Annotated in this window: 6 protein-coding genes; 4 read left to right on the plus strand and 2 right to left on the minus strand. The window is 70.3% G+C overall.

Annotated elements, in window-relative coordinates:
* Nucleotides 1–109 precede the first annotated feature (109 nt).
* Both KGA65_RS09265 and KGA65_RS09270 read left to right on the plus strand, forming a co-directional pair.
* Nucleotides 110–493, plus strand: coding sequence for a DUF4398 domain-containing protein (locus tag KGA65_RS09265; protein WP_225862860.1), 384 nt, complete (start codon nucleotides 110–112; stop codon nucleotides 491–493).
* 15 nt (nucleotides 494–508) lie between these two features.
* Complete coding sequence (locus KGA65_RS09270) at nucleotides 509–1,375, plus strand: OmpA family protein (RefSeq protein ID WP_225862861.1); 867 nt, start codon at nucleotides 509–511, stop codon at nucleotides 1,373–1,375.
* Here the strand turns inward: KGA65_RS09270 and KGA65_RS09275 are convergent.
* Entirely contained in the window at nucleotides 1,312–9,792 is an 8,481-nt protein-coding gene (locus tag KGA65_RS09275; RefSeq protein ID WP_225862862.1) for a glycoside hydrolase family 94 protein, read from the minus strand. The two genes, KGA65_RS09270 and KGA65_RS09275, sit on opposite strands and share 64 nt — an antisense overlap.
* Before the next feature lie 3 nt (nucleotides 9,793–9,795).
* Nucleotides 9,796–10,038 (minus strand): hypothetical protein, encoded by a 243-nt coding sequence (locus KGA65_RS09280; RefSeq protein WP_225862863.1) that lies wholly within the window; start codon nucleotides 10,036–10,038, stop codon nucleotides 9,796–9,798.
* A gap of 237 nt (nucleotides 10,039–10,275) precedes the next feature.
* Here KGA65_RS09280 and KGA65_RS09285 point away from each other — a divergent pair, with 237 nt between their 5' ends.
* Nucleotides 10,276–10,992 (plus strand): Crp/Fnr family transcriptional regulator, encoded by a 717-nt coding sequence (locus KGA65_RS09285; protein ID WP_225862864.1) that lies wholly within the window; start codon nucleotides 10,276–10,278, stop codon nucleotides 10,990–10,992.
* A gap of 346 nt (nucleotides 10,993–11,338) precedes the next feature.
* Nucleotides 11,339–12,139: a GGDEF domain-containing protein gene (locus KGA65_RS09290; protein ID WP_225862865.1), complete on the plus strand. Its 801-nt coding sequence runs from the start codon at nucleotides 11,339–11,341 to the stop codon at nucleotides 12,137–12,139.
* The last annotated feature ends 5 nt before the right edge of the window (nucleotides 12,140–12,144 follow it).

A 12,144-nucleotide genomic window follows, 5' to 3' on the forward strand; every position in this document is an offset into this window, starting at 1 on the left:
TGATGGATGGATGCTGACCCCAGCGCCGCACAGCGTCGGTGCGCCAACGCACCGACCCGCCGAAACGATCAGCACAGGCTGTGCGCTGGAACCAACCAGGAGATCCACGATGAAGACACGCACTCCGCTCCCGCTGCCACGTGCAGCAGGCCTGATGGTCATCAGCTCACTGCTGATGGCCTCCTGTGCCCAAATCCCGGCGCCCACTGCAGACATGGCAGTGTCGGAAGCCGCACTGAACCACGCCATGGGCGCTGGCGCCATGGTGGGCGCCCCCACGGAAATGACCATGGCGAGCGACAAGATGGCCCAGGCCCGCGCGGCGATGCGCAGCGGCCATCACGAACCGGCCCTCCAACTGGCGCAGGAAGCCCGGGCCGACGCACGTCTGGCCGAAGCCAAGACCGAGGCCGACAAGGCCGAGAAGGCCGTTTCCGTGCTGGGCGAGGGCAGCCGCGCACTGCGCGACGAGATGAACCGCAAGACCCCGTAACTCCCAAGGATTGCCATGACCCACTTCCCTCGCTTCCGTCTCACCGCCCTGGGGCTGATTGCCTCGGCCACCATCGCCACCCTGTCCGCATGCAGCAGCGTACCGCCGGGCAATCCGCTGCTCGAGCAGGCGCGCAGCGACTACCGCGTCGCGCAGGATTCACCACAGACACGCCAGTACGCCACCACCGAGCTCAGCCAGGCCAACACGGCCCTGTCCCTGGCCAACGAGGCCTTCGCCCGCCGGGATGAACCGGGCCAGGTCACCCACCTGGCCTATCTGGCCAAGCAACAGACGGCCCTGGCCCAGGCGGTGGCCCGGCAGCGGGCGGCCGAACAGGCGGTCATCACGGCCAACGCCCAGCGTGACCAGCAGCGGCTGGGGGCCCGCACCCGGGAGGCCGACGCCTCCCGGGCAGATGCCCAGGCGGCACGCATGCAGGCCAGCGACAGTCAGGCCCGCAGTGCCGAACTGGAAGCCCAGCTTCGGGACATGAACGCCAGGCAGACCGAGCGCGGGCTGGTGATCACCATCGGCGACCTGCTGTTCGACACCAACCAGGCCATCATCAAGCCCGAGGGCCTGCGAGACGTCGAGAAGCTGGCGGACTTCATGAAGCGCCATCCAGAGCGCCTGGTGCTCGTCGAGGGCTTCACCGACAACGTCGGCAGCGAGGTCGCCAACCTGCGGCTCTCACGTCTGCGAGCCGATGCTGTCCGCAACGCACTGCTGGCCCAGGGCATCAGCGCCGACCATGTGACGGCCCAAGGCTACGGTGAAAGCCACCCGGTGGCCAGGGACGACAGCATGCAGGGCCGTCAACTCAACCGTCGCGTCGAGATCGTGGTCTCCAGGGATGCGTCGGCGATCCCGCCGCGCTGATCCGGCAAGGGAATCACGAAGCAGCTCTCTGGACCCAGCCGGGTCCATTCCAGGGACTGGTCGGGGCGCAGCCACTGCGCCCCTTCCTTGTCCCGCGCCGCTTGCAGCTGCTGCGGCGTGCCACGCAGGAAGATGAAGCGCATGCGGCGGTCCTCGCGTTGCAGCACCAGCTCGGCACGGAGCCAGTGCGCGGGCAGGCAAGGCGAGAAGCGCAGCACCTGAGCCTGCAGCTGAAGACCGAAGATCGACTCGATGGCGGCACGGTGCAGCCAGGCGGCGGCACCGGTGTACCAGCTCCAGCCCCCCCGGCCCACGTAGGGCGACGCACTGCACACATCGCCGGCCACCGCGTAGGGCTCCAGCCCGTAGACCTGGCCCTGCTGCGGGTGCTGGCTGCGGTGGGCCGGGCTCAGCAGGCAGAAGTCTCGGTAGACCCGTGCAGCGACCTCGGCAGACCCCGGTGTCTGGCGCGCCAGCCGGGCCTGCGCCATCAGGGCCCAGACCCCGGCATGGGTGTACTGGCCACCGTTCTCGCGCACCCCGGGGGGATAGGCCTGGATGTAGCCGGCGCTCGGCTCGGCCTGTGCCAGAGGCGGGGTCAGCAAGCGGATCAGACCGGCTTCGTGGTCCACCAGCGCCGCCTCCACCGCAGCCATGGCCTGCTTCTGCTGCGCCAGCGGCGGCACCCCGGAGAGCACGGCCCAGGCCTGCGCGATCAGGTCGATGCGGGCCTCGCCGTTGTGGGCTGAGCCCAGTGCCTGCCCATCATCGAAAAAGGCCCGTCTGAACCACTGCCCGTCCCAGGCGGGGCCCAGCAGCGCGGTCTTCCAGCCCTGCGCTGCCAGCGTCCAGCGCTCCACCCGCTCCAGCTCGCCGCGTGAGCGCGCCAGCGGTACGAAGTCGGCCACCACGCAGCAGAGAAACCAACCCAACCAGACCGATTCGCCGCGGCCTTGGTGACCGACCCGGTTCATGCCGTCGTTCCAGTCGCCACCGCCCATCAGCGGCAGGCCGTGGCCCCCCACGCGCAGGCTGTGGTCGATGGCCCGCGCCGCATGTTCGTAGACACTGGCCGACAGGCTGCTGACGCTTGGCACGCCATAGACGTCATCGGCCCCCTCGGCAATCGGCGGGCCGTCGATGAAGGTCACGGGCTCGTCGAGCAGGCTGGCATCCCCGCAGCGGTTCAGATAGTGGCTGCAGGCGTACGGCAACCACAGCAGGTCGTCGGAGAAGTGGGTGCGCACGCCGGCGCCGCCCGGCTCGTGCCACCAGTGCTGCACATCGCCCTCGGGGAACTGGCGCGCCGCGCAGCGCAGGATCTGCTCACGCAGCAGGGCCGGTGCGGCCCAGGCCAGGGCCAGGGTGTCCTGCAGCTGGTCCCGAAAGCCGGTGGCGCCGCCGGCCTGGTAGAAGCCCGCCTTGGCCCACAGCCGGCTGGAGACGCTCTGGTAGAGCAGCCAGCGGTTCACCAGCGCGTCGAACAGCGGGTCGGGCGTGCTCACCAGGGTGGCGCCCAGCAGCGTGTCCCAGTGAGCATGCACCTGCGTCCGGCGTGTGTCGGCATCCACCACCGCAGCGCGCAGCGCCAGTTGCCGCGCTGCCTCGGGGCTGGCGGCATAGCCAAGCAGAAAGACACGCTGCGCGGACGCGCCGGGCGCCAAGCTCAACGTATCCGCCAGCGCGGCGCAGGGGTCCAGGCCGGGGCCTTGCACCTGGCCAAAGTGGTCGGGCAACACGAGGCGCCCGCGCGCATCGAAGAACTCGCGGCGGTCAGCACTCCAATCGGGCTGCTCGCCGAGGGTCCCGCCAGCGAGCGCGAGGAAGGCGGTGCCTCGCCCCAGGCCCGGGGCCTCCTCGCATTGGGTGGCCAGCAGCGCCGTCAGTCGGGCGTTCTGCGGCAGGCGCTGGCTGTGCAGCGCGCTGTCCACGCTGGCCCGGTCCTGGCGGCTGGCCCCCATCAGCCACTCGACCATGCCGACCAGACGCAGCAGGCGCGTGCGCGAGCCCTTGTTGTGCACATGGATGACCACCTGCTTGACGGCCACCGTGGCGTCCACGCACCAATCAGCCGTGATATCCAGGTCTCCGTGGTGATGGGCGATGTGCGTGCAGCCCTGCCCATGGCGGATCGCGTAGACGGCTTCCGGTGCGCCCCAGGCCGAGGGCGCCACGCTCCAGACGTCGCGGCTGTGCAGATCCTGCAGCAGCCACCACTCGCTGGGCGGGTCCGCCACCGGGTCGTTCGACCAGGCCGTGAGCTGGTTCAACTGGCTGTTGAGCGCCCAGCTGCCGCCGCCCCCCGCCTCGGAGACCAGCGTGCCAAAGCCCGGATTGGCCAACACGTTGATCCAGGGCCGCGGCGGACGGCAACCCGCGCTCACCTCGAAACTGAACTCCACGCCATCTGCGCCAAAATGCCCCGCGGACACACCCTGGGCCGCCGCGACACGCGCGGGCAGCACGGTACTGGCCATGACCTGTCGCTGCCCGAGGGCCCTCTCATGCCGCGCCGTCCAGGCCTGAACGTGCTGCAACAAGGGCCGGCCATCGGCGTGGAAGTGGACACGCGCGAGGTGCTGCAAGGCGCTGAGCTCGGCGGCCAACAGGGTGTCAGCACGCAGCACGTGGAAACCCGTGCAGGCGGGACTGCTGGACACTCCGAGGTCGGCCGCATGAAGATCACGCAGGGCCGAGAGCGTTTGGTGCAGGTCCATCAGGTAAGAGACCGGCTGGTCGTTGATGACCACCAGGTCGCAGCCCACGCCACCCCAGGCCCACAACCGCAAGGCCTGGTCCAGCGCGCGCACCAGGTTCAGGCCTGAAGGCGTCCCGATGTTCACCAGCACGATGGGCCGCTCACCTGACAGGCCGAAGCGCCACAGCAGGCGCCGGTCCCAGCCTGAGACGGCCGCCTCGGTCAGGGCGGTGGCAGACAAGCCATCCGCACCGTCGGCACGGCGCGCCACATCGCCCATCTGGGGTCGGGACAGGCTCAGCAGCAAGGCCGTGGTGAGCTTCTGCGCAGCGCTGAAAGCGTCCGGGCTGATGCCCAGGGCCGTCAGACGGATGCCCGCCAGCGTGGCCGACATCAGCGCGGCACGCTCCGTGTGGCTGGGCTGACGGTACTTGTCGATCACCGCACGCAAGGTCGAGGCTTGGTCGGCGGCGGCCGTCGCGAAGGTCAGCGAGACCTTGCCGTGCGGCTCGATGCGCAAGCGCGCCGCCAGCACGCAGACAGGGTCCAATCCGGTGGCCAGCTCTCCGGCCTGCAGGGGTTCCAGCTCGGCTTGCGGCAGATGCGGCGCCCGGTTGCGCCCCAGCCATCGCTGCCGATCCGTCTGCACCTGGAGGTCGCCCACCACGGGCTCGCTGTGGGCCAGGAAGTGCGCGGCCAGCAGCCCCGTCTCGGTCGCCAGCCGGGGCCTGCGCTCGAACAGCAGCGCCTGCTGCGCAGGCAGCCCCTCGGCCCGCAGAAACATCTGGCTGAAGGCCGGATGGGCCTCGTCGGCGCGTGCGGACGTGAGGGTGGGCTCGAAGGCCGATATCAGCGTCAGCTCCAGCGCATGCGCACTGAGATTCTGCAACTCGACCAGGCGAAACTCGATGTCGTCCTCGGGGCTGACCCAGACCGTGATCTCGCTGTGCAGATCCGGCCAGCGGGCGCTCAGGCAGAGCCGGTCGGCGTGCCAGACGCTGTGGTACTCGGCCGCGGCATCTGGTGCCGGATGCTGGGTCAGCGAGACCACCGCCTTGTCGCGCCCCCGCCGCAGATAGAAGAAGCTGCCGTGGGCATCGCGCAGCACATCGTCGCGCCAGCGGGTCAAGTCCTGATCGCCCCAGCGGCTCCAGCCAGCGCCATTGGCGCGCAGCGCCACCCGGTACCGCCCGTTGGACAGCAGATGGCTGGGCTCCACCGCCGCCAGCCCGGGCGACACCTCGTGCATCAGGCTGGGGAGATGGCTGAGCAGCAGCGCCGACGCCGGCGGGGGCGAGATCTGCAGGTTCGAGATCTCGCGCGGGGCACGCTCGTGCAGCAGGGAGCTGACGGCCTCGACATGCACATTGGCCATGCCCCAGCGCTGGGCCACGCCGCCCAGCAGCACGTTCGCCAGGGCGACGATGCTCATGCCCTGGTGATGGGCCATGAAGGTGGCCACCGGCGTGGAGTCCTCACCCAGACTCTGCCGGGCCCGCGTGAAGTCCAGGGCATCGAAGAAGCCGTACGCGCCGCGCGCCCCCAGGTCCTCCAGGGCCACGAGGTTCTGCCAGGCCGCCACCGGCGCGATCTGGGCGGCCAGGGCCGTGGCGTAGGGAGCGATCACCAACTCGCCGGGCGGCGTGCGGCGCAGCGCCAGCCGGGGTACGCCCTGCGGCGCGTATTGGTAGGTCAGGCTGAGGTCGCGGCCCGCGTGGGCCGACTCCGAGATACCCCACGGCACGCCCAAGGGTTGGGTGTAACGCTGCTGCACGGTCAGCGCGACCCGGCAGGCCTCGTACAGCGCGCTGCCCGGCGGCTCGACGAGCGTCAGGCTGGGCAGCAGGTACTCGAACATCGATCCCGACCATGAGCGCAGCCCTGCCTGCGAGCCCAGGACGAAGAACGGCCGCCCCAGCGCCGTCCAATGACGCACAGGTGCGCCACCTCCCGCGATGGCCAGCAGGCTGCTCAGCCGAGCCTCCGAGGCCAGCAGGTCATAGAGGCCCGCGTCCAGTTGCTGCTCGGCCACCCGGAACCCCAGATGCAGCAGATGGCGCTTGCGGTGGTAGAGAAAGCCGAAATCGGCCTGCAGCGCCAGTTGCTCCAGGTCCCGGGCCAGCGCGAGCAGGGCCAGGCGGGCGGCCGCGGCATCTTCGGCGGCGTCCCGTGCAATGGCGCGCCGCGTGGCGCGCAGGTCCGCCAGGCCCAGCTGCAGAGCGGCACGCTGTGCTGCATCCAGCCCATGGCGGTGTGCCAGCAGGGGGCGCAGCCGCTGCCGTCCACGCGCCAGCGCGTCCTGCAGGGCCTGCGGGTCCAGCGGGTGCTCGGCCAGGGCGCGGCAGGCCTCGGCCACGGCCAGCAGGTGGCCGCACAGGTTGCCGCTGTCGACGCTGGACACGTAGCGCGGCATCAGCGGCTGGCCGCTCTGGGTGTCGTACCAGTTCAGGAAATGGCCGCGGTGGCGCTCCAGGGTCTGCAAAGTGGCCAGCGTGGCTTGCAGCCGGTCGATCAACTCCCGCGTGCCGATCCAGCCGAACTCACGGGCACAGGCCGTGCTCAGCAGGTACAGGCCGATGTTGGTCGGCGAGCTGCGGTGCGCCAGTTGCTCCACCGGCATCACCTGCAGGTTGTCGGGCGGCAGGTGCCGGTCCTCGGGCCCAACGCAGCGCTCGAAGAAGCGCCAGGTGTCGCGCGCCATCCCATGCAGGTAAGCCTGTGCGGGCGCCGGCAGTGCCGCGGCCTGCCGAGCGACCGTGGGCACGCTGCCCCACCAGGTCCACAGCGGCGATGCGGCCCAGAGCAGGCACAGCCCCAGGGCCAGGCCCAGGTGGGGTGCCGCGCCAGCCCAGGCCAGCGCGCCCAGCGTCAGGGCCAGCAGAGGTGTTCGCCAGTGTTGGCGCCACAGCGCGCCCAGGTCGGTGCGGGCCCCGGCCTGGGCACTGGCCGCGGTGGTCCACTGCAGCAGGTGGCGGTGGCTGACGCACATCCGGTAGAGGGCACGCCCGATGGCATCGCAGCCCATCGCGGCCTGTTCGGCCAGTTGGGCCAGATGCCACAGACCGCCCAGCCCGGCGCGCGCCAGGTCGGCCCCGGCCAGGCGGTAGAAGCGGCGCAGTGCCAGCTCGCCGCGGCCGGGCAGGAAGCCTGCCAGCGCCCCCACCAGCGGACCGGCCGTGAAGGCCACAAACACCAGGCCCAGCGCCGCCCAGGGCGAGATCAGCCACCCACCGAGCGCCAGGCCCAGCAGCAGCAGCGAGGCCGGTGCCACCAGAGAGCGCCGCAGGTTGTCGAACAGCTTCCAGCGGTTGATGGCGCGCAGCGGGAAGCGCCGGGGCTGCAGCAGCAGGGGCAGCAGCTGCCAGTCGCCGCGGGTCCAGCGGTGGATGCGGGCGGCGGCCACGTCGGCATGGAAGGGAGCGGCCTCGACCAGCATCAGGTCCGTCACCGCCGCGCAGCGTGTCAGGGCGCCTTCCAGCAGGTCGTGGCTGAGCACCAGATCCGTGGGCAAGCGCCCCCCCAGGACCTGATGCAGGGCCTGCACATTCAGCAGGCCCTTGCCGGTGAAACTGCCTTCGCCAAACAGATCCTGGTAGACCTCGGAGCTGGCGGCGCTGTAGGGGTCGATGCCGCACTGCCCCGAGAAGATGCGGTGAAAGTGCGTCAGCTCCTGCGCGGTCGGCAGCGGTGTGACGACCCGGGGTTGCAGGATGGCGTAGCCACGCCGCACGCCACGGCCGTGGGCGTCCAGCTGCGGCTGGTTGTGCGGATGGGCGGCCACGCCCACCAGTTCCCGCAGCCGGCCCGGGGGCAGTGCCGTGTCGGCATCCAGCGTGAGCAGGTGGCGGATGCCGGTGGCCAGGCGCGAATCCGGACCCAGGTCCAGAAACGCACCGCTGTGGCCGGTGGCCAGGGCGGCGATCAGCTGCTCAAGCTTGCCGCGCTTGCGTTCCCAGCCGATCCAACGCCGCTCGGTGTGGCAGTAGCGCCGCTCGCGCTGCAGCAGGATGAAGCGGGGGGCCACCCCATCGGGCGTGCCGCCATGCTCGGCGTTCAAGGCGCGCACGGCCTCGCGGGCCTGGGTCAGCAGGGCCTCGTCGCCGGGGGCTTGCGGGCCGTCAGCATCGGTCCAGTCGGTGGCCAGGGCAAACTGGGCCTGGCGCTCCGGATTGGCCAGATGATGCAGCAGCAGGCGCCGCGCCAGGGCGGCAATGGCCGGGGGATCGCTGAGCATGGCCGGGATCACCACCATCACCCGGTGCTCGGGGGGAATGCCTTCGACCAGGGCCAGCCGCGGCAAATGCTGCGGCCGCACCGACTCGCTGATCATGCGGTTGACCAGAGCCACCACCGCCTCGGAAGCCGGCAGCAGCAGCAGGGCCGACCCGCCCAGGGTCAGCCACAGGGGGGCGTGGGCCAACCCCAGCCCGGCATGCCAGAGCAGACCGCCCATCAACCCCAGGCTCCCCAACAGCAGAGCCCCCAGGTACAGCGGCAAGGCCAGATGGCGGCGGGCAGCACGCCACACCAGAAAGGGCCGCACATCCAGACCCAGACTGCGCAGCAGGACCGGATGGCCGGCGCCCTGCAACCAGTGGCTGGCAGCGGCCTCGGCACTGCCGGGATCGCTCGCGCGCTGCATCAGCCCCCGCAGCCGATGTCCCACGGTCAGCTCACTCAGGCCGCTGCGCCGGGCCAGGCGCTCGATGGCGTGCAAGGTCTGGTCGCGGGTGGTGGTGTGCTCGGCCCGGAACAACGGCGAGGTCAGCATCAGGCCCATCAAAGCACTGCTGGCCGCCACGATGTTGGGCCAGTCGGCCTCGCCGATGAGACGCAGCGAGGTGACAGCGTTGCTGACACTGAGGTTGTCCGCCGTCTGGTCGGCGCTGTACTGGGCCAGGGCCGCGGGCAGGTCGGACGTGACGGCCTGAAGCCAGGCCAGCGTGGCCAGGTGGCGCTCACGGCGGTCGCGCAGGCGCAGGCCCAGTTGGGCCAGGAAGATGTGTCCGACGCCGCGCGCTGTCAGCAGGGCCAGCAACGCGCCCAGCGTCGGGACCGTGCAGGGCTCCGGGCGGTCGCAGCACAGGTCGGCCAGCTCACAGGCGGCTTTCTGGGTGGCCACACGCTCGGCCAGCCGGCGCAGGTTCTCCACCAGCACCACGCGCAAGGTGGTCGGCAGGGCCCAGATCTCGCTGAGCCCGAGCTCGCGGGTTTCCTGGTAGGCCACCAGGAACTGCGCCAGCAGAGCCTCGTCGAAGGCGCCATCGGTGTGGGCCACAAAAGCCCAAGCCACCCCATAGATGCGAGGCAGTCCGGCCAGCGGCTCGTCGAGCAGCACCGGCAGGCTGTGGAAGTAGCGCCGGGTCAGGCCGTCACGGACTTCTCGGAGCTGGGCCTCGATCAGGTGGAAGTTGTCGAGCAACCACTCGGCGGCCGGGCTGACATCGTGCCCACTGGCGGCCTGCGCTCCGAGGTAGCGCTGGGCTGTTCGCAGCATCTCGATGTTGCTGCGCAGACGCGGGTAGAAGCCAGCCTGACGCCAGCTGGCGCGGGCGGCCCGGTGCGTCAGCCCCAGGCTGCGGCCATGCTGTGCAAAGCGCTCCGGTCCGAAGACCTCCGAACGGATCGGGGGTTGCAGGGGCCCGGCGCTGGCGTCCAGCAGCTGGGCCAGCATCGGCGGGACATCGGGGAGCAGGCGTACCAGATCGGCAGCAGGCATGCGTCAGAGGACGGACAGCAGGGCCGCCAGCAGCAGCACCAGCACCAGCGCGCTGGTGACGATGCGCGCCAGCATGAAGCCACCCAGCACCCCGGCGCCGTGGCGCAGCGTGAACAGGCGCCTGCCTGTGTGCCGGCAGCCTGCCAGATGCTCGCCGAGCTCGCTGATCTCGCGCGGTGATGCCTCGGCGCTGTCGCCAAAGGAAGAGGTGAGCCAGTGCATTCCGGAGGTGGCCTGGTGGTTCATGATCAACTCCGCCCGCCTGGCGCTGCCGCCACACGGAAATAGGAAAGAGAACGGGAGCCGCAAGGCCCTGCCCGGCCGGCACCCACTGCGGGTCACGATAGGCGCTGCCTGCCGTGCCATCTGTGCGCTGCCGCACGCAGATGGCGCGTATAGTGAGCCGCAGGAGTGCGCATGCCCCTTTCATGGGCGGAGTGCTCCGTCGGTGCGTCACAACGGTAGGTATCCCGGAGAACGCCCATGGCTCTCGTCCTCGCCTGCGAGCAAAACCACCTGCTCTCGCGCCTGGCCCCGGAAGAAAGGGCGCGCTGGTTGCCGCACCTGGAGCTGGTTGAGCTGCCCCTGGGGCTGGTGCTCTACGAGCCCGGGCGCAGCCTGAGCCACGTGTACTTCCCGACCACGGCCATCGTCTCCATTCTTTATGTGACAGAGACCGGGGCCTCGGCCGAGATCGCCATGGTCGGCAACGAAGGTCTGGTGGGCATCTCGCTGTTCATGGGGGGCGACACCACCCCGAGCCGTGGTGTGGTGCAGAGCGCGGGTCAGGGCCTTCGCCTGGGCGCGCAGCTGCTCAAGGAGGAGTTCGAGCGGGCGGGGCCGGTGATGCACCTGATGCTGCGCTACACCCAGGCCTTGATCACGCAGATGTCGCAGACGGCCGTCTGCAACCGCCACCACTCGCTGGACCAGCAGCTCTGCCGCTGGCTGCTGCTGAGCCTGGACCGTCTGCCAGGGAACGAGCTGGTGATGACGCAGGAGCTGATCGCCAACATGCTGGGCGTGCGGCGCGAAGGTGTGACCGAGGCTGCCTTGAAGCTGCAGGCGGCCGGCCTGATCCGCTACGCGCGGGGACACATCACCGTGCTGGACCGGCCCGGCCTGGAGGCACGCAGCTGCGAGTGCTATGCCGTGGTCAAGCGCGAATACGACCGGCTGTTGCCCCCCTGCGTTCGCTAGCGCACAGAACGCGCTCGCCCCGGCTGCCCATACTGCATCGGTCGGCGCGGCGGATCTCAGAGGTTCTCGGAGCCGCCCTGCCGTTCAGCCGGAGAGACCCCATGAGCAAGTCACAGCAGCACGGCAACAAGGAAGCCAAGAAGCCCAAGAAGGCGCCACCACCTGCCCCCCCGACAGGGGCGGCTGCGGCGCCTCCGCGACAGAAGTCATGAGGCCCTCTGTGGCCAGGGTCGCACAAGGCTGACTTTGACGAGGGAGACGGCCGATGGGGCACACCATGTGGCAAAGCCATCCGGTCCAGGGGCGCAACGGTCTGCGAGGTTCTCGCCGGGGCGCCCCCAACCGCGTGAAGGGGCCGTCGGCGCCAGAGCACCTGGATGCCCTGTTCGGCACCGTCACCGCACGGCTGGAGGGGCTGGTGGTCCCCCGCAGGACCGGCACGGCGATCGCCCCCAGCCCTTCACGCCATCGCACCGAGTTGGTGGCGTGCGTGCAGACCATGGGCCAGCTGTATCAGATGCTGATGCAGGAGCTGGCACGCTCGCAGGAGCTGGAGCGGCATGTCCTGGAAACCCAGGCCACTCTGGACCGGATCCATGCGGAACTGACCGGCACGCGCGACGAGGAGCGGCACGCCCGTCACCTGGCCCTGCATGACAGCCTGACCCAGCTGCCCAACCGGCGCTTCTTCGTCGAGCGGCTCGAACAGGTGCTGGCCCAGCGTGACACCCATCCGGGTACGCTGGCCGTGCTGTTCCTGGATCTGGATGCCTTCAAGCCCATCAACGACGCCCATGGCCACCATGTGGGTGACGAGTTGCTGCAGATCGTCGGCGCCCGGCTGGGCCGCCTGCTCCGGTCCGGCGACATGGTCAGCCGCCTGGGCGGAGATGAATTCGCCTGCCTGTGCGATGGTCTGTCCAGCCGAGAGCAGATCGGCCACCTGGCCGACAAGCTGTTCGCCGCGGTGGCGGCCCCGATGCAGATCGGCGCACTGAACCTGTCGGTGCGCCCGAGCATCGGCATCGCCCTGTGCCCGCAGGACGGCCACCGCGTGGCCGAGTTGCTGCAGCGCGCCGACGCTGCCATGTACCGGGCCAAGCGGGAACGATGCCGCCATGCGTTCTTCGCCGCATCGGGCGGCTGAGACGC

Origin of the sequence: Ideonella benzenivorans, from assembly GCF_020387415.1 — a bacterium.
Classification (GTDB): domain Bacteria; phylum Pseudomonadota; class Gammaproteobacteria; order Burkholderiales; family Burkholderiaceae_C; genus Ideonella; species Ideonella benzenivorans.

Bases quoted from the DNA above. Each gene is read 5' to 3' on its own strand.
- KGA65_RS09280 (WP_225862863.1), bottom strand. From the start codon at position 10,038: ATGAACCACCAGGCCACCTCCGGAATGCACTGGCTCACCTCTTCCTTT.
- KGA65_RS09285 (WP_225862864.1), top strand. From the start codon at position 10,276: ATGGCTCTCGTCCTCGCCTGCGAGCAAAACCACCTGCTCTCGCGCCTG.
- KGA65_RS09270 (WP_225862861.1), top strand. From the start codon at position 509: ATGACCCACTTCCCTCGCTTCCGTCTCACCGCCCTGGGGCTGATTGCC.
- KGA65_RS09275 (WP_225862862.1), bottom strand. From the start codon at position 9,792: ATGCCTGCTGCCGATCTGGTACGCCTGCTCCCCGATGTCCCGCCGATG.
- KGA65_RS09265 (WP_225862860.1), top strand. From the start codon at position 110: ATGAAGACACGCACTCCGCTCCCGCTGCCACGTGCAGCAGGCCTGATG.